Origin of the sequence: Marinomonas maritima (assembly GCF_024435075.2) — a bacterium.
In the GTDB taxonomy this organism is placed as follows: Bacteria; Pseudomonadota; Gammaproteobacteria; order Pseudomonadales; family Marinomonadaceae; genus Marinomonas; species Marinomonas maritima.
This window is the reverse complement of the sequence record NZ_JAMZEG020000005.1, coordinates 1-22,803: the sequence shown is the minus strand read 5'-3', so window position 1 is coordinate 22,803 and position 22,803 is coordinate 1. Positions and strand designations below refer to the sequence as shown.

18 protein-coding genes and 1 pseudogene are annotated in these 22,803 nt (G+C 42.8%); 6 read left to right on the top strand and 13 right to left on the bottom strand.

The annotated features are described in order from the left end of the window. Nucleotides 1–38 precede the first annotated feature (38 nt). Together dnaN and dnaA are read right to left on the bottom strand one after the other, a co-directional pair. On the bottom strand, nt 39–1,136 hold the full coding sequence (dnaN, locus tag M3I01_RS17515; RefSeq protein ID WP_255897226.1) for a DNA polymerase III subunit beta: 1,098 nt from the start codon (nt 1,134–1,136) through the stop codon (nt 39–41). A 32-nt stretch (nt 1,137–1,168) separates the two neighbouring features. Further along, nucleotides 1,169–2,725: a chromosomal replication initiator protein DnaA gene (gene dnaA / locus M3I01_RS17510; protein WP_255897225.1), complete on the bottom strand. Its 1,557-nt coding sequence runs from the start codon at nt 2,723–2,725 to the stop codon at nt 1,169–1,171. A gap of 512 nt (nt 2,726–3,237) precedes the next feature. Between dnaA and rpmH the strand changes: the two genes are divergently transcribed. From rpmH to mnmE, 4 genes are all read left to right on the top strand, one after another. Then, a complete protein-coding gene (gene rpmH / locus M3I01_RS17505; RefSeq protein WP_084035504.1) occupies nt 3,238–3,372 on the top strand; it encodes a 50S ribosomal protein L34 in 135 nt (44 codons plus the stop codon). 8 nt (nt 3,373–3,380) lie between these two features. Beyond that, the gene (gene rnpA / locus M3I01_RS17500; RefSeq protein WP_112135447.1) at nt 3,381–3,779 is read left to right on the top strand and encodes a ribonuclease P protein component; all 399 of its coding nucleotides are present in this window, start codon (nt 3,381–3,383) and stop codon (nt 3,777–3,779) included. A 94-nt stretch (nt 3,780–3,873) separates the two neighbouring features. Beyond that, on the top strand, nt 3,874–5,526 hold the full coding sequence (gene yidC, locus M3I01_RS17495; protein ID WP_255897222.1) for a membrane protein insertase YidC: 1,653 nt from the start codon (nt 3,874–3,876) through the stop codon (nt 5,524–5,526). Between the two features lie 148 nt (nt 5,527–5,674). After that, a complete protein-coding gene (mnmE, locus tag M3I01_RS17490) occupies nt 5,675–7,054 on the top strand; it encodes a tRNA uridine-5-carboxymethylaminomethyl(34) synthesis GTPase MnmE (protein WP_275565214.1) in 1,380 nt (459 codons plus the stop codon). Between the two features lie 75 nt (nt 7,055–7,129). Here the strand turns inward: mnmE and M3I01_RS17485 are convergent, their stop codons facing one another. The 11 genes and pseudogenes from M3I01_RS17485 to M3I01_RS17435 all read right to left on the bottom strand — a co-directional run bounded on the left by M3I01_RS17485 (nt 7,130) and on the right by M3I01_RS17435 (nt 19,093). After that, complete coding sequence (locus M3I01_RS17485) at nt 7,130–8,164, bottom strand: virulence RhuM family protein (protein ID WP_255897221.1); 1,035 nt, start codon at nt 8,162–8,164, stop codon at nt 7,130–7,132. A gap of 200 nt (nt 8,165–8,364) precedes the next feature. Next, entirely contained in the window at nt 8,365–9,732 is a 1,368-nt protein-coding gene (locus M3I01_RS17480; RefSeq protein WP_255897220.1) for a TrkH family potassium uptake protein, read from the bottom strand. A gap of 1 nt (nt 9,733) precedes the next feature. Then, a complete protein-coding gene (locus M3I01_RS17475) occupies nt 9,734–10,387 on the bottom strand; it encodes a potassium channel family protein (RefSeq protein ID WP_255897219.1) in 654 nt (217 codons plus the stop codon). Nucleotides 10,388–10,431: 44 nt separating this feature from the next. Then, entirely contained in the window at nt 10,432–11,121 is a 690-nt protein-coding gene (locus M3I01_RS17470; protein ID WP_275565213.1) for a response regulator transcription factor, read from the bottom strand. Then, nucleotides 11,118–12,188, bottom strand: coding sequence for a sensor histidine kinase (locus M3I01_RS17465; RefSeq protein WP_255897216.1), 1,071 nt, complete (start codon nt 12,186–12,188; stop codon nt 11,118–11,120). Before M3I01_RS17465 ends, M3I01_RS17470 begins: the two co-directional genes overlap by 4 nt. A 131-nt stretch (nt 12,189–12,319) precedes the next feature. Beyond that, nucleotides 12,320–13,477, bottom strand: coding sequence for a glycerate kinase (locus M3I01_RS17460; RefSeq protein WP_255897215.1), 1,158 nt, complete (start codon nt 13,475–13,477; stop codon nt 12,320–12,322). Between the two features lie 84 nt (nt 13,478–13,561). Further along, nucleotides 13,562–14,919: pseudogene (locus tag M3I01_RS17455) on the bottom strand (GntP family permease). A gap of 190 nt (nt 14,920–15,109) precedes the next feature. After that, on the bottom strand, nt 15,110–16,267 hold the full coding sequence (locus M3I01_RS17450; protein ID WP_255897198.1) for a sugar diacid recognition domain-containing protein: 1,158 nt from the start codon (nt 16,265–16,267) through the stop codon (nt 15,110–15,112). Nucleotides 16,268–16,391: 124 nt separating this feature from the next. Next, nucleotides 16,392–17,372 (bottom strand): acrylyl-CoA reductase (NADPH), encoded by a 981-nt coding sequence (gene acuI / locus M3I01_RS17445; RefSeq protein WP_255897199.1) that lies wholly within the window; start codon nt 17,370–17,372, stop codon nt 16,392–16,394. Nucleotides 17,373–17,464: 92 nt separating this feature from the next. After that, nucleotides 17,465–18,130 (bottom strand): acrylate utilization transcriptional regulator AcuR, encoded by a 666-nt coding sequence (gene acuR / locus M3I01_RS17440; protein WP_255897201.1) that lies wholly within the window; start codon nt 18,128–18,130, stop codon nt 17,465–17,467. Between the two features lie 84 nt (nt 18,131–18,214). After that, nucleotides 18,215–19,093 (bottom strand): AraC family transcriptional regulator, encoded by an 879-nt coding sequence (locus tag M3I01_RS17435; protein WP_255897203.1) that lies wholly within the window; start codon nt 19,091–19,093, stop codon nt 18,215–18,217. A gap of 188 nt (nt 19,094–19,281) precedes the next feature. Here M3I01_RS17435 and M3I01_RS17430 point away from each other — a divergent pair, with 188 nt between their 5' ends. Both M3I01_RS17430 and mnmG read left to right on the top strand, forming a co-directional pair. Continuing rightward, nucleotides 19,282–20,337, top strand: coding sequence for an NAD(P)-dependent alcohol dehydrogenase (locus tag M3I01_RS17430; protein ID WP_255897204.1), 1,056 nt, complete (start codon nt 19,282–19,284; stop codon nt 20,335–20,337). A gap of 965 nt (nt 20,338–21,302) precedes the next feature. Continuing rightward, a partial coding sequence (gene mnmG / locus M3I01_RS17425; RefSeq protein WP_255897214.1) for a tRNA uridine-5-carboxymethylaminomethyl(34) synthesis enzyme MnmG occupies nt 21,303–22,803 on the top strand: 1,501 nt, incomplete at its 3' end.

The following is a 22,803-nucleotide window of genomic DNA, read 5'->3' as shown; positions in this document are numbered from 1 at the left end:
GGGTTGTATTGCTATTAAACAGATTTTTTAGATCGTGCTTACAAACGCATTGGCATAACAACGTATTGCGCAGCATGACTGTCAGCTTCTTCAATCAAAGCACTGCTGTTAGAGTCGTTTAGTGACAAACGTACTTCCTGTGTATCGACAACACCCAATACGTCCAACAAATAGCCAACATTGAAGCCCACTTCCATATTATCGCCTTGGTATTGAACCAAAACCGACTCTTCGGCTTCTTCTTGCTCTGGATTGTTGGCAAACACTTGCAGCATACCGTTAGACAAAATCAAGCGTACACCACGGTATTTCTCGTTTGATAAAATCGACGCTCGTAAGAAAACCTGACGCAGCTCTAAACGATCTGCAATGATGATTTTTTCATTATTGCGAGGAATAACTCGATGGTAGTCAGGAAATTTTCCATCCACCAATTTTGAAGTGAAAATATACTCTGCGACTTTGGCACGGATATGATTCGTGCCTATAGCAAGCTCAACTAATTCATCCGTGTCATTTAATAGGCGGTTTAGTTCCAAAACACCTTTACGAGGAACAATGACTTGCGTCAAATCTCCACTCACTTGAGCATCTTCAACCGCTGTTGCCAATCGATGGCCATCGGTTGAAACAACACGTAACTGACCATCAGCCACTTCCAATAACATGCCATTCAAATAATAACGCACATCTTGGTTCGCCATAGCAAAGCCTGTGCGATCAATCAAACGACGTACACTGTTTTGAGGAATAGAAACCGTCAAATCACCTTGCATGTCTTGAATATTTGGAAATTCATCCGCTGGTAACGTAGACAAACTAAAGCGTGAACGGCCAGAGCGGATCACGGCTTTTTGCTCATCCAGTGTAAATTCAATCACTGCGCTGTCAGGTAGGCTTTTACAAATGTCCATCAGCTTACGAGCAGGGACGGTAATACGACCCTCTTCGCACTCATCTAATGGTACATGACCAATTAACTCTACCTCTAAATCTGAACCGGTAAGGGTTAATATTTGGTCTTTAACTTCAAGCAGAACATTAGCCAAGACGGGCATAGTTTGCTTGCGCTCTACAACGCCTGCCACTAGTTGAAGTGGCTTAAGAAGTGTCTCGCGGACGACTGAAAATTTCATTATTTTCCTCGTAAACTCAAAGTCTTAGACCATCAGGTGGTCAGAATTCGCATCAATTGTTTGTAGTCTTCACGGATATCCGAATCCGTATCTTGCAGTTCTTTTATTTTACGAATCGCATGCAAGGCAGTCGTATGATCACGTCCACCAAATGCATCACCAATCTCTGGCAAACTGTGATTCGTTAATTCTTTTGCTAACGACATCGCCACTTGACGAGGACGTGCAACGGACCGACTACGACGCTTCGACAGTAGGTCACTGATTTTAATTTTGTAGTATTCCGCCACAATTCGCTGGATATTATCAATGTTTACCAGCTTATCTTGCAAGGCCAAAAGGTCTTTTAAGGACTCACGAACAAAATCCGGTGTAATTGCTCGACCCGTAAAATGTGAGTTGGCAATAACACGTTTTAAAGCGCCTTCTAATTCTCGCACGTTTGAACGTATTTTTTGAGCAATAAAGAAAGCGGAGTCATAAGATAACTTAATGCCACTTTCTTCCGCTTTGCTCATCAAAATAGCGACTCGCGTTTCCAGTTCTGGCGGTTCAATAGCAACCGTTAGTCCCCAACCAAAACGAGACTTAAGACGATCTTCTAGCCCTTGAATCTCTTTTGGATAGCGGTCACAGGTTAGAATCATCTGCTGACCACCTTCTAGTAGCGCATTGAACGTATGAAAAAATTCTTCTTGTGTTCGGTCTTTACCGGCAAAAAACTGAATATCATCAATTAGTAACGCATCAACCGTACGATAATAGCGTTTAAAATCATTAATCGCGTTCAATTGTAGCGCTTTTACCATATCCGCCACAAAACGTTCAGAATGCAAATAGACCACTTTGGCATTCGGATTGTGACGCATTAACTCGGTGCCCACGGCTTGCATTAAGTGGGTTTTACCCAAACCAACGCCACCATAAATAAACAGAGGGTTGTATGCACCACCGGGATTTTCAGCAACCTGTAATGCGGCCGCATGAGCAAGCTGGTTAGATTTACCTTCTATAAAGTTGTCAAAGGTAAATGAATTATTCAGATTCGCACCGTGATTGATCCCACCTTCTACCTGAACTTTACGTTTTGGAGCTGCTAAAGGTAACTGACCCTGTTCATACGGTTCAAGTTCCCCGCGTAATCCTCTTCCCGTCGCAGAAAGTGTCAAAGGGGCTTCAAATTCAAGACCCGCTGGTGGCGAGCCTTCTTCGTCATCCATTAGCCCAAATCCAGGACGATAGCCGGATTCTCTAGCCACTTCATTATTTAAAGGGCTGGAAACCGGCGCACTAGGGATTGGAGGGGGAGGTGGAGACATCTGATTTGCTTGAGCAAAGTTTTGAGCGGTCACTGTCAATTTTAAAGGCGGGGCAAGATCATCACCTGCAAATTCAGACAATAACTCTTTTATGCGCATTTGATATTTGTTACTCACCCAATCCAACACAAAACGATTCGGTGCACTTAAGCACAACTCTCCATTCGGCATCATTTCAGCCTGTAATGGACGGATCCAGGTGTTGAACTGGGATGTGGAAAACTCACCCTGCAAGCGCTGCAGACAAAGATTCCAATGTTCCAAAGACACTGTAGACGTACTCCCTGGTTGAGTGACAGATAAGAAGCGGATTTTACCTCGCTCATGTGAAGTTATCCACACATTAATAGAAAAAACGGAACAACTCTGCCGAAAAGAGAGAAATGTTAATAACAGCCAATGTTATACACATCAGTAGATAAAGTTTTTCCATGTGTATAAAAGGATGAGTTATACACACAGTAATAATGAATTATTTTTATGTTATACACAAGGATAAGTAAGATTATCTTTTTGATTTTTATGCACAATAATGAAATAAAAACAAAGCCTGTGGATAAGAAAAAATATTCTAATTTCATTTATCCACTAATAGGGTAAAACTCTGTGCGTAAGTGTTTAATATTTTAAAAGACCATTTTTTAAATAATAAAACTGTGTTAGGCATTGAATTAACTAGAGAAAGGCACTAAAATCCGCGCCCTGATTTGACGATCAATTGTAGAGGCTTGGCGGTCGCTAACCCTCAAAACTCAAACACTGCATTCAGTGAGAGAATAAAGATGAAAAGAACTTTCCAACCTAGCGTTTTGAAACGCAAACGTAACCACGGCTTCCGTGCTCGTATGGCAACTAAAAGCGGACGCCAAATTGTCGCTCGCCGTCGTGCCCGCGGCCGCAAGGTATTAAGCGCATAAAACCGCTGATGACCGATTATTGTTTTCCCCGGCATGTCAGACTACTGAATGCCGGGGATTATCAATCCGTCTTTAATGACACTTCCTCCAAAGTCTTCGCAGGCGAATTCCTTTTATTGGCACGAAAACGAGATGATAACCAAACTCGGTTGGGTCTTATTGTGTCTAAGAAAACGGATAAACGTGCGGTGGGCAGGAATCGTATCAAACGCTTGGTACGTGATTCATTTCGCCATAATAAAACGCTCCTTGAAGGTCTAGACATTGTCTTTCTAGCACGGCAAGGTATCAAAGAGCTAGACAACCCTGATCTGCACAAACGCTTGGAAAAAGCATGGGATCAACTGGCGAAAAAAGCACTAAAACCCACTCAAAATAAAAAACGCGATCACTCTAAGCAGAAATAGGCTGAAAAAACTGCCAAAGGCTGGTTTAATAGCGCGTGATTTTAATCAGGGTTCTGTGAACCTATTGTCCAACCAAACAAATTAGTTGAATACCATGGATTTCAGACGTTACTTTTTATGGGGTGCGCTTTTTATCAGTGGCTACCTACTGTTTCTACAGTGGAGCCAAGATTATGGTCCTCAGTCCACTCAAAGCGTAGCTCAAAGCTCTCAATCTGAGACAAATACTCAAATGAGCGATGATTTGCCTTTGGCAATTCAAAGCACCACAACCAATGCCAATATAGAAATTCCGCAAAGTGCAACTAATATTGCACCAGGAAAATTGATTATAGTAACAACCGATACATTACGTGTTGCTATTAACCCTATTGGTGGTGACCTTGTTGAAGCAGCCCTTCTTCAGTACAAAAAAGAATTAGGCAAACCTGATCCTTTTGTTATCTTAGAAGACGGCTCTGAGCGCACATACGTGACGCAAAGCGGCTTGGTTGGTCAAAATGGTCCCGATGCTTCTACTGAAGGTCGCCCAGTTTACCAAGCAGAAAAGACGTCTTACCGTTTAGCTGATGGTGAAGATTCACTTGATGTGAATCTGTATTACACCGATGCAAAAGGCGTTAAATACACCAAAACTTTCCGCTTCTCCAAAGGAAAATACCGTATTCGTCAGTTGATCACCGTGGACAACGCAACGTCTTCAACATGGCGCGGTAACTTGTTTGCTCAAATCAAGCGTGACAATACGCCAGATCCAAGCCAAGCGACCAGCATGGGCCTACAGCCTTATTTAGGTGGTGCGTTATCGGATGAGCAAAACAAGTACAACAAAATATCTTTTTCGGATATGAAAGAAGAACCGGTTAAAACAACCACAACAAAAGGTTGGATTGCCGTACTGCAACATTATTTTGTGACTGCTTGGGTTCCAGAACAAGGTCAAAAAGTTACCTTGCAAGCGCGAACCAATGGTGATTTCAACATCATCGGCTTCACAGGTTCTCCTGTTGAAATTGCACCTGGTAAACAAGGTACTTTGAGTTCTACGTTCTACGTTGGCCCAAAACTACAAGATCATCTTGAAAGTACTGCTGAAAACCTAGATTTGACTGTCGATTACGGCTGGTTGTGGTGGTTGGCTAAACCACTATTCTGGTTGCTAACCTTGATTCAATCTTTCGTGATTAACTGGGGTATTGCCATTATCTTGATCGTTGTTTGTGTGAAAGCCATCTTCTTCAAGTTGTCTGCCACAAGCTACCGTTCAATGGCGAAAATGCGTAAATTCGGCCCTGAAATTGCTAAGCTGAAAGAACAGCATGGTGATGATAGACAAAAAATGTCGCAAGCCATGATGGCACTGTACAAAAAAGAGAAAATTAACCCTCTGGGTGGCTGCTTACCTATTTTGGTTCAAATGCCAGTTTTCCTTTCTTTGTACTGGGTATTGATGGAATCCGTTGAGTTGCGTCATGCTCCATTCTTCCTTTGGATCAATGACTTAGCGGTAATGGATCCGTACTTTATACTGCCAATTTTGATGGGTCTAAGTATGATGGGACAACAAATGTTGAACCCAACGCCTCCAGATCCAATGCAAGCGCGTATTATGAAAATTATGCCTATCGCATTTACTTTCTTCTTCTTGTGGTTCCCAGCCGGTCTCGTTTTGTACTGGGTAACCAACAACAGCTTGTCGATCATACAGCAGTACATCATTACCAAACGTATCGAACGAGAAGCATAACGCACTCGCGTTAATCTGCTCTTCGATAAAAAAGGCTTCCCATTGGGAGGCCTTTTTTACGTTTAGATTGCCATGATTTCCTTGCTAATAGACAATGGCGATAATTTCTACTCATTCTTTTTTCCAGTTCACCGCACAGAGTTTGATTATGACCGATTTCCAATACGCCACAGACCAAGACACGATCGCCGCACAAGCCACCGCACTCGGCCGGGGTGGCGTAGGGATCATCCGATTATCCGGTCCAAAGAGCTTGTCCATTGCCAAACAAATCGTCGGCTTTGAACCTAAACCGCGTTACGCCCATTACGTCCCCTTCAAAGACGCTAGCGACGATCAGCTCGATATGGGCTTAGCGCTGTATTTCCCTGGTCCAAACTCCTTCACAGGCGAAGATGTTTTTGAACTACAAGGACATGGCGGTCCAGTGATTATGGACATGTTGTTGAGTCATTGCGTTGCCCTTGGTGCACGTTTAGCCCGCCCAGGAGAGTTTTCAGAACGCGCCTTCATGAACGATAAGATGGACTTAACCCAAGCGGAAGCCATTGCCGATCTGATAGACAGCACGTCTGAGCAAGCGGCTAAATGCGCACTACGATCCTTGCAAGGCGCCTTCTCAAAGCGCGTTGACGAACTGGTCGAAGCCTTGATTAATCTGCGTATTTACGTGGAAGCGGCGATTGATTTCCCAGAAGAAGAGATAGACTTCATTGGTGACGGCAAAGTCGCCGCGGAATTGGCTGGGATTCAAGCTAAGCTGCAAACCGTTTTAAAAGAAGCCAACCAAGGCGCCTTGATTCGTGAAGGTATGAACGTCGTGATAGCAGGCCGTCCAAACGCCGGAAAATCCAGCTTGCTAAACGCCTTATCAGGGAAAGAATCCGCCATCGTGACCAACATCGAAGGCACAACGCGTGACGTCTTGCGCGAACATATTCATCTAGATGGTATGCCGCTCCATATTATCGACACCGCTGGCTTACGCGATAGCCCAGACGAAGTAGAGCGCATCGGGATTCAGCGCGCATGGGACGAAATCAGCAAAGCCGATCGTATTTTAATGATGGTCGATAGCCAATCTATTGATTCAAAAGATCCAAGCGAGATTTGGCCAGAATTCATGGAAAAACTCGGCGACACCAAACATCTAACCTTAGTGCGTAACAAAGTCGACTTAACCAAAGAAAGCACAGGCATTGAAATGGTCTCAGGTGTCCCTGTGATCTCTCTATCGGCAAAAACAGGTGAGGGCGTTAATGATCTTACCGATCACCTAAAAGCCGTTATGGGCTTCGACAGCACGACAGAGGGCGGTTTTATCGCTCGTCGTCGACATATCGAAGCGCTTAACAAGGCAAAACGCTTTTTAGACGCAGGGGACGAGCAACTTCACGGCTACGGCGCAGGGGAATTGCTCGCGGAAGATTTAAAAGAAGCCCAACAAGCCCTGAGCGAAATCACCGGCGCGTTTACCAGTGATGACTTGCTTGGCCGTATTTTTGGCTCGTTTTGTATTGGGAAGTGATTAGAAGGTATTTTCTATTCTTGCGTCAGATGTGCTCAGAAAATTCATTCAGGAGCACTAACCTAGATATGGCGGCTATTTGTCCTTGTTAGCCATCGCATTGAGCGCCGCTATATTTGCTTGTTCACCCTCAGCCTCTTTCAAGCGACGGCGCTGCTCTGCAAAATTGTCAAATTCCAATTTAGCCTTATCATCTGCTGCTTTTTTGGAGATTTTTCCAGCTCCATTTAATATATCCCGATCATTAAAACTCAAGAACTGATCAAGCTTATCAGCCCAGTCTTGCAAGAATACCTGCTTGCGGCGTAAAGCTTGGTCTTCAGCAAAATCGAGCCACATATTAACGATACGATTGAGCTCTTTGATTTCATCTTCACGTAGATAGTTCTTTGCAACAGTGACGTCTGTCTTGCGCACTTCATCGCCTTTATAGCTAGTTAAGCCCATATCCGATTTACTGGCATCCACACGGCTAGCGATAAGCTCAGCGGCCGTCATATGTGTACTGGCATAATGAAGCTTGTTCTGAATGATTTGAAAGAAGCGGTTGGTCTCTTGGTTGGATGGCTCGTAATCGGCGGCCATTGTGAAAATTTCTTTTACCCGCAGATAAATACGTCGTTCGCTGGCTCGGATATCGCGAATGCGTTCCAGCATTTCATCAAAGTAATCCGGCACCGCGGAATGACCAACAGGCGGATTTTTTAAGCGCTCGTCATCAATAGCAAATCCCTTGATAAGGTACTCTTTCAGCACTTGTGTCGCCCATTGGCGAAACTGTGTACCACGTTGCGAACGAACTCTATAGCCTACCGACAGAATTGCCTCGAGATTGTAGTGATCAATTTCACGAGAAACTTGACGAGCACCTTCTAATCGAACTATCCGGAATTTCCGGATGGTTGCGTTTTGTACAAGCTCACCTTCATTGTAGATATTGATTAGGTGCTCATTAATCGTACGAACGTCTTTATCATACAGCTCAGCCATTGCAGCCTGAGAAAGCCACAACGTATCGGACTCAAAACGACACTCGACGCGGGTTTGACCGTCAACACTGGTGAATAAAACAAACTCACCTTGAGGTGCTTGTGGGATTTTATCTGTCATTCAGTCAACCTCTATACTCTATTGATCCTTACTATTTGATGAGAGTAACCCTGCTCATATTATTTACCCATCAACACTATCCCACTGTATTTAAAAATGCGAGAAAACATCAAGATAGCTAAAGAAAGTTGAAAAAAAGGTGAGTCAGAGCCGAGAGAAATTTATCCTCCGTCTAACCCCAGACCATCACTGGAGAATCCCTATCCCACGGTCATTTTGACTTTTGGATAGCGGACTTTTTTGCTTCTTGGGCTGGCGAGGAAGTAGGCCAGCGTCAATGGCCCGAGGCGGCCGATGAACATCAAGAAGATAATGATGCCTTCCCCCGTGTTACTCAATGATCCGGTTAACCCACGAGAAAGGCCAACGGTGCCCAATGCCGAGACGGCTTCGAAGACGACGTCGATCATTTGGGCGTGTTTTTCACTCACCAATAAAATGAAGATCGCTAACCAAGTGACACCGATGGAAATCATACTCAAGGCCAGAGCTTTGCTTATCACTTCCTTAGGAATCTCGCGCTTAAAAACGTTTACTTCTTCATCACGGCGCAGATAAGCGTAGGTTGCTAAGACCAGCAGCATAAAAGTCACCACCTTGATGCCACTGGCGGTACTCAATGACCCACCACCAATGAACATCAGCACTAACATCAGCGCGGTCGTGGCATCTCTTAGTTCTTCTATGGCGAGGGTGTTAAAACCCGCCGTGCGCGGGGTAACCGCTTGAAACCAAGACGCCAGCCATTTGCCTGTTTCACTAAGTGGAGCAAGAGTATTCGGGTTGCTGTATTCAATAAAATAGATGGCAAGCAAGGCAACAAGGTTAATGACAATGGTGCCGGTAATCATCATTTTGCTGTAGGGAGAAAGTCTCGCCCAGCGGCGGTTTTTCATCAGATCAATCCATACGGAAAAACCCAAACCACCGATGATGATCAAGCCGCTAATCGTAAAATTCACGATAGGATCGGCCACGTAGGGCATCAAACTATCCGAGGAAAGCGCAAATCCGGCGTTATTAAAGGCGCTGATGGTGTAGAAAAAGCCATGAAATAAACTGGTTTTCCAACCCAAGGTATCACTCCAATGTACCGCGAGAATTAACATACCGATGATTTCTACAATCAAGGAAAATAGTAATACTGATTTGGCCGTAGAAACGATGCTAGAGGCATCTGTTTGATTGAATGCTTCAATGGCTACCGTGCGTTGCAAAAAACCAATTCGACCGCCCAACGCGACGAGAGTCACGATAGCGAAGGTCATTAGGCCAAGACCGCCGCACTGGATCAAAATCGCAATCACCACTTGCCCAAACGTGGTAAAGGCAGTGCCAGTATCCTCTACCACTAAGCCAGTCACAGTAACAGCAGACGTGGCGGTAAAAACACTGTGTAACCACGAAATAGGTTGTGTGGTAGCGATCGGTAATTTAAGCAGCAAGGTACCGATAATAATCAGCAATAAGAAACCACCACATAAAATCAAAGGTGGCGCCGCCATGATTTTTTTCGCCGCTTTTGGGTGACGTTCTATGGCGGCAACGGCAGGATCCCAATTTACCATCTCAAGCCAACCTTGGTGCAATGTGTTTTAGTTCACTGCGAGGGCCACACAGCAACAAGATATCTTTTTCTTTCAGCACAAAGGTTTTATCTAATTGCAAAAACGTCTCTTGCTCACGTTTAACCATCACAGCATCGACTTTTCCTTTTGCTGGGTCTAAAACATCGCTAAGAGGACGCCTATCTAGTTGTGGTTTGATATGAATTTCCACCACGTACAAACCATGACCGATAGACAAGTAATCATTCACCATCGGGTAATTCAGTGCCTGAGCAACACGCACACCCATTTCTTCTTCAGGATGAATAATACGCGCCACGCCAAGTTTGGAAACAATAGTGTGATGTGCGCGGCTACTGGCTTTGACCCAGATTTCTTTCACGCCAATCTTTTTCAGCGCCAAGATGCACAACAGGCTGGATTCCATGTCTTCGCCAATGGCCACCAGCACAGCATCGCTGTTAATTAGGTCGAGCTCTTTTAACGCGTTTTCGTCGGTGGAATCACAAATCATTACTTGAGTGAAGTCATCGACATACTTTTCAGCAATTTTTGCATCTCGATCTACGCCCGTTACCGTATGGCCTAAATAAATAAGCTCCATGCTTGCTGCAATACCAAAACGCCCTAAACCAATCACCGTAAAATGCGCCATATTGATTACCTTTTATTTATGCCTTTTGAGAGTTTTTTAATGAGTTAACTGTCCGATAACAAGCGATAACCTAAGCCAGGTTCCGTTTTGATAACACGCTGATCATTGGCATTATCGTTGAGCTTTTTACGCAGTTGGCTGACTAAAATCCGCAAGTAATGCGAATCTCGGGTGTGAGTCACACCCCAAATTTTGGCTAGTAGCTCTTCTTGCATCACCAGTTTGTCTGGCGTGGTCATCAACATGCGTAAAAAGGCAAATTCCTTCTTAGTTAACGCCAAGGGTGAACCTTGTAACCAAGCCTGATTGGTGCTGATTTCTAACTTGATACCGCTGGCTTCTAGACTGTCTGATAATGCCTGGGTATTTACTAAATCCCGCAACAAAACTTTCGCTCGAACAATCAATTCTCGAATACCAAAGGGTTTGCTTAGGTAATCATTCGCGCCTGCTTCAAGCAGACGAATTTTTTCATCTTCTTCATCCCGGGCAGTCAAAATAAGAATGGGCGTGTTGCTGGTGGCACGCACAAAGTTGACCAAATCCATGCCGTCGCCGTCAGGTAATCCCAGATCCAATATCAATACATGTGGTGACTCTTGTTCAATCACATGTTTTGCAGCGGCGATGGATTCTGCACCATAATAATCAAACCCTTCAGCAGCCAATGAAATTCGAATGAAGGTGTGGATTTGTGGTTCGTCATCAACCACCAAGATTTTATAAGGCGTCATGATGCATTACCTTTTTCGTTAATTGACGGCTCAGCGCATGCAGGCAAACAGATACGAATCAAGCAGCCTTGCTCGACAGGAATAGATTGAATAGAACCATGGTGAGCCGCAATAATGCCTTTTGATACCGCTAAACCTAAACCAGTACCGCTGTCATTTCGCTTGAAAGAGTCGACCGAGTAAAACAGCTCAAAGATAGTCTCAGACTGGGCTGAACTAACACCAATCCCTTGATCTTGTACCTCTATAACTACCTGTGAATGCTTGTTATCTGTATCTAATTTTTTTATCGAAATGGTGACCGTTTTATCTGCTGGTGAGTATCGCAAGGCATTGTCGATAACATTAAAAATTGCCTGCTGAATAAGCGAAGCGCTCACCGAAACCAGTGGTAGCTTGTCATCTATTTGTAGGATTAAACGGGGCTTTTGCTGACTAAAGCGATCTAAAACAAGATGAATAATGGCAACGGCAGATTGCTCAGACACGCTTGGTATCACCACGCCGTGGTGCAGTTTTGTCGCTTGCAGTAAATTCTCTATGTATTGATGAAGACGGTGACTTTCGATGGTGGCGCTGTCTAGCAACTCTTGTTTTTCCTGCTCCGAGAGCTTATCCATGTATTCTTTTAAAGTACTCAAAGTACCAATAATGGTCGACAGCGGCGTGCGTAAATCATGAGAAACCGACAACAAAATACTGTTACGCAGCTGCTCTTGTTTTAATTGGTGTTGCTGATGTTGATATAACTCCGCCAATTTACTGGTGATCACCGCCACCAGCAGAAATACCAGTAAATTCACCATGTCATCGCCATTAAACATCTCGAACGAATAACGCGGAATGGTAAACAGGAAGTTAAAGCAAAGCGCTTCAAACAGAGCCACACCATACACCCAACGAGAACGACAGTATAAAGCGACCACAACCACCGCCAATTGCAAAATCAGCAAAACGGCAATATTGGACCCAAGCCAAATATCCAACCCATAGCTGATCAGCAAAGCCATGCTAACAGCCAACACAGCTAAGTAGTGAGAGGGAATTGTTGGTGTTTTCATTTTCATGGTGTCGCTTGTCAACGCCTTTTAAGTAAGGAAGAGCACAAGCAAGACTGTAGCAAAGGGCAGAGGTATTGGCGCGTAAAAAAACCGTAACGTTTTCATTGGCCATCACATTAAGTGGGCCATCACATCAATTAGCTCATCAAACGACCTAATTGAATAGTAGCGGCGATGTTTCGTGATGAGTTAATTAGGTTGATCTCAGCTTGAGCTAAGACGTTATCTAAGCTATCGAGCGCCGGAATTATGGGGAATATTGCCAACATGCCATGAGCCAAAATAGCCTCTGCATCTGTTCCCAAACTACCAGCAATACCAATGGTTGGAACCCTATTTGCGTTAGCTTGTTTCAACACGCCCATTGGGGTTTTACCAAAGACGGTTTGGCCATCGATTCGACCTTCGCCGGTAATAACCAAATCTGCGCCTTGAAGCTTTTCAGCTAAGCCAACGGTTTCCATAACAATCTCGATACCAGGTTTTAGTGTCGCATTGAGAAAGACTTTCGCGCCCAACCCCATACCGCCTGCAGCGCCTGCACCGGAATCTAATCGGTGATCGTCAAAACCATTTTGCACTAAAACATCCGCGAAATGGGCTAACGTCTTGTCCAATTGCTCGACCATATCGGGCGTTGCACCTTTTTGTGGGCCAAAAATAGCGGAAGCGCCACGTTCGCCACACAAAGGATTATCAACATCACACGCAACATCAAAACGACATCCAGCCAAAAGAGGGTGTACCTGACTCACATCAACATAACTCAATTGCGCCAATGCAATTCCACCAAGCGGCAATGCTTGCTGTTTATCGTTTTTAAATTGAATGCCAAGCGCTTGTGCTAAACCTGCACCGGCATCGTTCGTAGCACTGCCACCCAATCCAAGCACGATGTGCTTTATGCCCCGATCAAGTGCGTCTTTGATCAGCTCGCCAGTACCAAAACTGGTAGTAAAGAAAGGATCTCGCTGATCTCGTGGCACCAAATGCAAACCAGAAGCAGACGCCATTTCGATCACGGCAGTGGTTGGTTCTTGACCGTTATCCGTACCCAAAATGCCATATTGTGCCTTAACTTGATTGCCCAACGGCCCTGTGACTTCAAGGTCGACCAAATGACCTTGCGTCGCGTCGACCATAGATTGCACCGTGCCTTCTCCGCCATCGGCCATCGGCACTTTGATGTATTCCGCGTCAGAAAATACCTGACGAAAGCCCGTCTCAATTGCATTCGCGACATCAAGCGCGGTTAAGCTTTCTTTAAAAGAATCCGGTGCAATAATGATTTTCATACTCGTCCTTTTATGCTTTTGATCTTTAAATCAAAGCAGTAAGTGCGCCTATCTAATTATCTAAATAAGCGCGAAAGCAATCTATTAAAGTAAGAACAAGCTCAGAATATACACAAGGCACATTGCCGTAGCACCCTGAATCAGGGTCGCCATCGTTTGCGCTTTATAAGCTTGTGATACGCTCATACGGCTAAATTGAGTTACAACCCAGAAGAAACTATCATTGGCATGAGAAACCGTCATAGCACCCGCACCAATAGCCATTACGGTTAATACGCGACCCATTTCACTGGCTAAGCCAATATCACCCAACATTGGCGCAACCAAAGCTGATGTTGCGACTAAAGCCACCGTAGAAGACCCTTGTGCTGACTTTAACGCGGCGGCGACAATAAATGGCATAAAGATACCAATACCAAGCGCAGACAATGATGTACCAAGAAATTCACCAATCGGCGTCGCTTTAAGAACCGCACCAAAGGCACCACCGGCACCTGTGATTAATAAAATAGGAGCAGCAACAACCAAACCTTGGCTAATGCGCTCGCTAAACTCTTCTATTTTTTTATCACTTTTTAACAGTAATAAAGATAAAAACAGGCCAATTAACAAGGCATTTACAGGTTGTCCTAAAAAGACGAATGCATCGTATAAAGTCGCTTTTCCCAAAGGTGCAGAAGGAAAACCAGCAATAGATCCAAAGCATATTAATAAAATAGGTACAAAGATCGGTGCAAAGGCTTTAAATGGGCTTGGTAGTGTACCGTAGCTTTGTTTTAACGTTTCGTAATCTTCATTTTGAGCTTTTAGTTCATCCGCGCCTTCACCATCAGGCTCGATATTAGTAAAGTGATTTGCCCATAACATTCCCGCCAAAGCCGCAACAGCAGCGACAAAAATACCCACCAAGATAACCAAACCCAAATTTGACTCTAGGCCTAAGTTCCCTGCCGCCGCAATAGGGCCAGGCGTTGGCGGTACAAAGGTATGTGTCGCATAAAGCCCAGTGGCCAGAGCCACACTCATAGACACACTGGAAACTTTCATGCGATTTGCCATGGACTGTTTCAATGAGTTTAAAATAACAAAGCCAGAATCACAGAACACGGGGATGGAAACCATATAACCAATCAAGGACATGGTTAAAGTAGGAAAGCGTTTTCCTAGAAGCTTAATAACGCAATTGGCCATGGTAATGGCGGCACCGCTTTTTCTAAAATGGTTCCAATAATCGTACCTAGGACGATCACTAGTCCTATGTATCCAAGAATCCCACCAAAGCCCGATGTAATCGTTTTGGCAATGGTACTACTAGGTAAACCATAAGCAAACGCTGCGATAAATGCCGCTAATATCAGGGTTAAGAAAGGGTGAAGTTTAAATTTAGATGTTGCAACGACGATAAAGGCGATAACCCCTATCAAGATCAGTACTAAGCTCATCGAGTAATGTCCTTTTTTATTTTTAGTGTTGGAGTCAATGACACCTGTTTTTAGGACTTTTATTATTCAATAAACAGCCAACTTAAGCTTTAGCCACTTAGCTGGATATAACGCTCTTTTGTATGCTTTTTTTGTTCATTTGCACAAAATTATTGAATTTTATACTCTCAATAAGCCATTTTACTGTCATTTAATCCGCAATTAATTGGCCTAAATAGAGTCTAAAAAGACCCTCTAATGCATGAATGTCTAATTGGGTAATGTGTTGAATTTTATCTAACCGATACCGCAACGTATTACGGTGAATGTGTAAGGCATTAGCACACTGCTGTAAATCCCCAAAATGAGTAATGTAGGCAGCGAGCGTCTTTCGTAACGATCCTTTATTATCAGCGAATTGAAGTTGTTGGTAATGACTAGATAAAATCTCACCTCGCCAATTATGTTTAAGACCAGATAATAAAACCTGCAAAGAATAATCCTCAAACAAATACTTCCTCTCTTCATTGTTAAACTGCTTACCAATGATCAAGGTTTCCTGAGCCGTTTGATAGGAATGCGCTATGCCATCTATATTTGGAAAATAATGCCCTAGAGCAATTTTTGTACCGTCTTTGATATGATGAGGCAAACGTTTTAAGAGTTCATCAATACGCGCACTTTCTAGGGTAGGATCCCAGTTATGTCCATCTAAAAAAGCAGGTTTTAAAATAACCAGTTGATTCAGAGACGTCATAGCGACTAAATTTCCACGCTCAGGATACTGTAAAAGGTGTAATACCTCTTTCAGATTGTTCGTATCATGACCGTTATTCAAAGTTTTAGAGTTTATATCGCTCACCTCTATAATCGCTGCAACTCTAGGCGTTTCAAGAGAAATACCTAACTGAGAAGCCCATTCGATGAGCTGAGGTTTATCCCGGAGATCCCCCTTAATCAGTTGCAGAATAAACTCTTCTTTTTGGCGATTTTCCCATTGTAGTTTGTCTTGTAAATTGGCTTGCTCAACGATTATCTCAGCGGTCATTTTCAATAACTGCCCGTAAGGCGTTATTTCTTTGAATTCCCCTGTGATACCAATAACACCAATAATTTGACCTTGATAATGAAGAGGTAAATTAATACCGGGCTTTACTCCTATAAGTCCTGATGCGGCTTCTGAGGTAATTTCTACCACTCTATTTTGAGTAATCGCTAATAACGCCCCTTCATGAATAGCACCAATACGCAGATTATCGCCCGAGCCAAGAATCACACCACGATTGTTCATTACATTCACATTGTGTCCCAAAATACTCATGGTACGGCTGACTATTTGCATGGCGATAGCTGGGTCTAAAACGTACATTGAGGCTCCAATCAATAATAAAGGCGACGCCATATTACTGAAGTTAAGAAAGGAAAACAGCCAAGATAGCATCTGTGATTGTGCTTTTACTCCACCATAAACTAAGCTGTTTTCATCACAGAGCCTATCTTATTACGACAATCACTCGACCACGTACTTGACCATCAAGTAATTTATAGGCCGTTTCTACAACGTCCTCTAAGCCAATTTCTGTGCTGATTACATCAAAATCTTGTGGTTGTAGTAATTCACTTAAACGCTGCCAAGCTTCAATACGATCCGCTTTAGGGCGCATCACGCTGTCGATGCCGATGAGTTTGACGCCACGCAGAATAAACGGTGCGACGGAAGCAGGGAAGTCTATGCCTTGCGCTAAGCCACAAGCGGTAACAACACCGCCGTATTTTGTGCTCGCACAGGCATTGGCTAGGGTATGACTACCAACACAATCGATGACGCCAGCCCAACGCTCTTTTTGCAAAGGTTTACCCGGCTCAGAAAGCGTATTGCGATCAATAACCTCACTGGCGCCAAGTGCTTTTAAATAGTCAGTTTCTTCCATTCGTCCTGTTGACGCCACCACATGATAACCAAGACGATTGAGCAAACGAATGGCGAAGCTGCCCACTCCACCGTTTGCCCCAGTGACAAGAATTTCGCCAGAATTAGGCATAACACCTTGTTTTTCAAGGGCTAAAACCGACAACATGGCGGTGTAACCCGCTGTACCTATTGACATAGATTGCTTAGGTTCTATACCTTTTGGAAGTGGGATGAGCCAATCACTTTTTAAGCGTGCTTTTTCAGCCAATCCGCCCCAGTGCATTTCACCCACCCCAAAACCATTCAATAATACCCAATCCCCTTCAGAAAAAGCGTCTGAGTCACACTGAGTCACTTTGCCAACCAAATCAATACCGGGCACCATAGGAAAGGATCGAACAACGGGGGATTTACCAGTAATCGCTAAACCATCTTTATAATTTAACGTACTGTAATAGACATCCACCAAGACATCGCCTTCGGGCAACTGGCTTTCATTCAATTCTGTCACAGACACTAAATTTTTTTTATCTTCTTGAGTAATCAATACACCTTTAAACATATTACCTCCACTTTTAGACCGATCGTCTAATTAAATAACTAAAAAAAGCCAAGTAATGATGCTTGGCTCCATGGTTCCAGAGAACAACAAGGCTATTTCACCTTAATCGCCTGTATAAAGAAGTCTAAGAAAAGACTTAAGGGCTGAGTGTCTTTCATTAATCGTGTCCGGTGAACCGCACCTTCCCAACCAATCCAAAATGCTTGAGATGTATCTTCAATAGAATTATGCAGCTTAATTTCACCCGCTTTCAATGCCAGCAGAAGGCACGCAGCGACACGAATTTGCCAGCTCTGATAAGTCTCTTGAAGTTGCTCACGAAACACATTGGATAAATTAGGCGATTCTTGCTCTAAATTACCCACTAAACAGCCTCGTTTAAAGTCATGACGCACAATACCGTCCTGAGCATCCTTTGCAAACCGCTGCAATCGCTCTAAAGGAGAAAAAGCGTCATCTAATAAAAAACGATCTAATTTAGCTTCAAAGTAACAACGATAGCGCTGAAGAACAGCAAGACCAAACACCTCTTTACTAGAAAAATAGTGATAAAAAGACCCTTTAGGAACCCCTACAGACTTTAAAATAGGGTCAATACCACTACGAGAAAAGCCGATTTCCGTCAGCATTAACATACCTGCTCTTAACAAAGATTCACGCGTATCAAAAGAATCAGCAGACAGCTTTTTTGGTCGTCCTCGACGAGGCTTTTCGGGGGCATTTATTATTAAGTCTTGTTCATGAATGAAATTGAGCAAATTGCCATACCTATACGGATAAAACACAAGAGCAATAAATTTAGACCAGTCGTCTACTAAAATCAAATTTCTGTATAACTTATTTCACACAGCCACTTCATCTTTTTGCTTGTCTTTGGTCGGTGGCACACCAAAATACCGCTTATAATCTCGACTAAACTGATGAATGCTTTTGTAGCCGACTTCTAAAGCAATTTGGCCCACATTTAGGTGGCCTTGATTAAGCAGCATTTGCGCTTTCAATAAACGGAGTCTCTTTAAATATTGCAAAGGAGAAGACCCTGCAACGGCTTTAAAATGATGGTGAAAGCTGGAAACGCTCATATTGGCGCCTTCGGCGAGTTGTTCAATTCGCACTTCTTGATCTAATTGCAACTGCAGCTGTTTCAAAGAATGGACAATTTGAGAAAAACGACCTTGGTTTACAACAAGGGCCCGTAAAGCATCGCCTTGCGGGCTTTGTAAAGCTTCAAAAATGACTTCTCTCACTCGACTCTGTCCCATGGTTTTTGCGGTTTTTGGATCATGTAGCGCTCTAATAAGTCGTTTAACGGCTTCTTCCATGTCTGGACTCATAGCAACAGATGACATGGGAAAATAAGGTACAGACAGCTTTAAGTTACTTTCAGTAGTATCAGAAACCAACTCAGATAATAATGCAGGATCTATATTAATCGACACGCCAAAAAGGGGTTCTTCTTTACTGGCAAAGGTTTCACATTCAAAAGGCAAAGGAAGGGTTTGTACTAAATAATGACCGGAATTGTAGTGAATTTCACGATCACCTAAATAACCAATTTTTCGACCTTGAACTATGATAGTCAATCCTGGACTGTAAATAAGCGGCATCCTCGGGAAGGATTTTTCACTGCGCATTAGTCGAACATTGGCAATTGAGGTGTCTAAAAAGCCATCCTCTATCATCAGAGTTTTGATCAAATCAACTAAGTTTCTATCGGTCATCTTCGATTGGCCTATCTATAAAAAAATCAATAAATTTAGTATCCACTCAAGATTGTGTAGGAAAAGTTAAATTTTCTTTATTTAGAGGAATAGGCAAAACTATAACAAAAATGCACAACACAAAACGAGGAAATTTACTCTAAACTAGCCATCACGTATTTCATGTTCAAACTCTGGAGTCATAATTTATGAGCCAAGCAAAATCGTATGCGGCACTCTCTGCAACAACCCCTTTAGCACCATTTTCATTTGAACGCCGCTCTCTTCGTGAAGACGATGTAAATATAGATATTCTGTATTGTGGTGTTTGTCACTCTGATATTCATACGGCGGAAAGTGATTGGGGGCCAAGTAATTACCCAATCGTTCCTGGTCATGAAATTGTCGGTAAAGTCACAGAAATCGGCAGTAAAGTATCTAAATACAAAGTGGGTGATGTTGTCGGCGTTGGTTGTATGGTTGACTCTTGTCAACATTGTTCACACTGTTCAGCGGACTTAGAACAATATTGTGATAATAACCCCGTTGGAACTTATGGGGCTCACGATTTAATTGACGGCACCTTAACTTACGGCGGTTATTCTGATCATATCGTTGTCCGTGAAAAATTCGTTTTGTCCATTCCAGAAGCACTTGATGCCAGTAAAGCAGCGCCATTATTATGCGCTGGTGTAACCACATTTTCACCACTGCGTCATTATGGCGTCAAAGCAGGTGATAAAATTGGTATTCTAGGTATGGGCGGCTTAGGTCACATGGGGGTTAAATTAGCCAAAGCATTGGGCGCGGAAGTCACTATTTTTACTCGTTCTGAAAATAAAATAGCCGAAGCAAAAAAACAAGGCGCCGATCACGTTGTTGTTTCAACCGACGACACCCAAATGCAAGCAGTGGCAATGAATTTTGATTTTTTACTAGACACTATTCCTGTTCAACATGATTTAAACCCCTACCTCAATTGCTTAAAGGTCGATGGTGTACACATTTTAGTTGGTTTGATTGAACCAATGGATCCCACTGTTCATGCTGCTAATTTGGTATTAAAACGCCGTATTCTGACAGGCTCTTTGATTGGTGGCATTGCAGAAACTCAAGAAGTATTAGATTTTTGTGCTGAACATAATATTGAATGTGATGCTGAGATGATTAATATCCAAGATATCAACGAGGCGTATAAACGCATGAAAAAAGGCGATGTTAAATATCGCTTTATCATTGACATGAAAAGCCTTAAAAACAGCTAATCGTTAAATTTCTTCGTTCTTCTTAGGAACAAAAAATCTAGCAATAAAAAGCGTTCTCTATTAAGTATAGAGGGCGCTTTTTTTATTTGTCTTTCTCCCCACAAAGCAAACCTTCATTTTTACGTGACTTTTTTGAAAGACGTGCCCACTAAGGAGATGCCTTCATTGCTAGTCAGTTACATTACTAGTCAGTGACATTCCTATCAATCACGACCCAGTCAGCCTTCCTTTCCGACCGACAAGTAGCTATTTTTTATTGCTCTATACAAACAAGTCTTCATTTTGGCAGTTAGCCTTGATTAAAGTCACTTTCAAAGAGTCAAAAAATTAAAGTTACTCACAGAGAGTGATTTTAAAAAATTGTCTTTCTTTCTCCACAATGCTTCAACCCCTTTGAAAACCAGCGTCTATGGAAACTATTCACATTTATAAGTCATAAAAATACAATTAATTAGAAATTTTAATTTTTTTGCTTGTGGATTGTTTTTTTAAAATAAAGGCAAAAAAATGCTTATAAAATAAATTAAACTTTTAAAAATCAACAACTTAATATCGACTATTTAAAAAAAACCACCTGTTGATAAGTATGGTAATAGGTTGATAAGAAGTTTTGCACAGTTTTTAACAACTTAGAGGTAAAAATCAGGCCGTGTATAAGTGGTACTTTTATACACAGGAATAAGTTACCCACAACACAGGAAGAGAGGGGGATAGTTCACAAGATGTCATCGCTGTATCAATATGATTTATATGTATAAAAAATACTTACTAACAGATTTTTGCTTCCTATATAAACATAACAATAACAAAAGACCTTATATACTACTTATATATATTAATATTGATGACCGGGTAAATGGGATTTCACTCACTTCCTTTTTAGAATTTTGCCTATATACTAAGCGGCCTTATCGATAGTTGATCGTTTTTCATTCATTTTTCTATTTAGTAATACCGAGGTTCCTGTGGATTTCCCAAGTCGCTTTGATGTGATTGTGGTTGGTGGTGGACATGCTGGTACAGAAGCTGCTTTGGCTTCAGCACGTATGGGCGTTAAAACATTGTTACTTTCCCACAACATTGAAACTTTAGGACAAATGTCCTGTAACCCTGCTATTGGTGGCATTGGAAAATCCCATTTAGTAAAAGAAATTGATGCTTTGGATGGTGCTATGGCATTGGCAACCGATAAAGCAGGTATTCAATTTCGCACCTTGAACTCTCGAAAAGGTCCAGCTGTTCGAGCAACTCGTGCTCAAGCTGACCGCATATTATATAAAGCGGCTATTCGTTATAAATTAGAAAATCAAGAAAATCTTTGGCTTTTTCAACAATCCGTAGAAGATCTCATCGTTGAAGATGGTGCCGCTCGAGGTATTATTACCCAAACTGGTATTCGTTTTAATGGTAAAACCGTCGTGTTAACCGCGGGGACTTTTTTAGGTGGCATCATACACATTGGTTTACAGAATCATTCTGGTGGCCGAGCTGGAGATCCACCTTCAATAGGTTTGGCCGAAAAGTTACGCGCTCTACCGTTTCGAGTTGATCGTTTAAAAACAGGTACACCGCCTAGAGTTGATGCACGTTCAGTTGATTTTTCCCAAATGCAAGCACAACCCGGCGACGACACTACGCCCGTTATGTCGTACATGGGAAATAGAGCGATGCATCCTCGTCAAATTGAATGTTTTATTACCCATACCAATGAACGAACTCATGACATTATTCGTGCTGGTATGGATCGGTCTCCTATGTATACTGGTGTAATTGAAGGGGTAGGGCCGCGTTATTGTCCTTCTATTGAAGACAAAATAGTGCGCTTTGCGGATAAAAATTCACATCAGATTTTTATTGAGCCAGAAGGTTTAACAACACACGAACTTTACCCCAATGGTATTTCGACGTCCTTGCCGTTTGATGTTCAAATTGAGCTAGTTCGCTCGATGAAAGGAATGGAAAACGCGCATATTATGCGTCCTGGTTACGCTATCGAATACGATTACTTTAATCCTCAAGATTTAAAATATTCTTTAGAAACCAAACACATGCCAGGTTTGTTTTTCGCCGGACAAATCAACGGTACAACCGGTTATGAAGAAGCGGGGGCGCAAGGTTTATTGGCGGGTTTAAACGCGGCATTACTGGCACAAGATAAAGATGCTTGGACACCTCGTCGTGATGAAGCCTATCTTGGTGTATTGGTAGATGATTTGATTTCTATGGGAACCAAAGAACCTTATCGTATGTTTACCAGTCGTGCGGAATATCGTTTGATTTTACGTGAAGACAATGCCGACATGCGCCTAACAGAGAAAGGCCGTGAATTGGGTCTGGTGTCTGATGAACGTTGGGCTGCATTTTGTAAAAAACGCGAAGCGATTGAGCTTGAAACACAACGACTCAAATCAAGCTGGATTGTACCTAATTCACCGGAATCAGATATTATTAATCCAAAATTGGAAA

What these genes read in the sequence shown, in the direction of transcription:
- dnaN (WP_255897226.1), bottom strand. Translation starts at nt 1,136, where the DNA reads ATGAAATTTTCAGTCGTCCGCGAGACACTTCTTAAGCCACTTCAACTA.
- rpmH (WP_084035504.1), top strand. Translation starts at nt 3,238, where the DNA reads ATGAAAAGAACTTTCCAACCTAGCGTTTTGAAACGCAAACGTAACCAC.
- rnpA (WP_112135447.1), top strand. Translation starts at nt 3,381, where the DNA reads ATGACCGATTATTGTTTTCCCCGGCATGTCAGACTACTGAATGCCGGG.
- yidC (WP_255897222.1), top strand. Translation starts at nt 3,874, where the DNA reads ATGGATTTCAGACGTTACTTTTTATGGGGTGCGCTTTTTATCAGTGGC.
- mnmE (WP_275565214.1), top strand. Translation starts at nt 5,675, where the DNA reads ATGACCGATTTCCAATACGCCACAGACCAAGACACGATCGCCGCACAA.
- M3I01_RS17485 (WP_255897221.1), bottom strand. Translation starts at nt 8,164, where the DNA reads ATGACAGATAAAATCCCACAAGCACCTCAAGGTGAGTTTGTTTTATTC.
- M3I01_RS17480 (WP_255897220.1), bottom strand. Translation starts at nt 9,732, where the DNA reads ATGGTAAATTGGGATCCTGCCGTTGCCGCCATAGAACGTCACCCAAAA.
- M3I01_RS17475 (WP_255897219.1), bottom strand. Translation starts at nt 10,387, where the DNA reads ATGGCGCATTTTACGGTGATTGGTTTAGGGCGTTTTGGTATTGCAGCA.
- M3I01_RS17470 (WP_275565213.1), bottom strand. Translation starts at nt 11,121, where the DNA reads ATGACGCCTTATAAAATCTTGGTGGTTGATGACGAACCACAAATCCAC.
- M3I01_RS17465 (WP_255897216.1), bottom strand. Translation starts at nt 12,188, where the DNA reads ATGAAAATGAAAACACCAACAATTCCCTCTCACTACTTAGCTGTGTTG.
- M3I01_RS17460 (WP_255897215.1), bottom strand. Translation starts at nt 13,477, where the DNA reads ATGAAAATCATTATTGCACCGGATTCTTTTAAAGAAAGCTTAACCGCG.
- M3I01_RS17450 (WP_255897198.1), bottom strand. Translation starts at nt 16,267, where the DNA reads ATGTACGTTTTAGACCCAGCTATCGCCATGCAAATAGTCAGCCGTACC.
- acuI (WP_255897199.1), bottom strand. Translation starts at nt 17,372, where the DNA reads ATGTTTAAAGGTGTATTGATTACTCAAGAAGATAAAAAAAATTTAGTG.
- M3I01_RS17435 (WP_255897203.1), bottom strand. Translation starts at nt 19,093, where the DNA reads ATGACCGATAGAAACTTAGTTGATTTGATCAAAACTCTGATGATAGAG.
- M3I01_RS17430 (WP_255897204.1), top strand. Translation starts at nt 19,282, where the DNA reads ATGAGCCAAGCAAAATCGTATGCGGCACTCTCTGCAACAACCCCTTTA.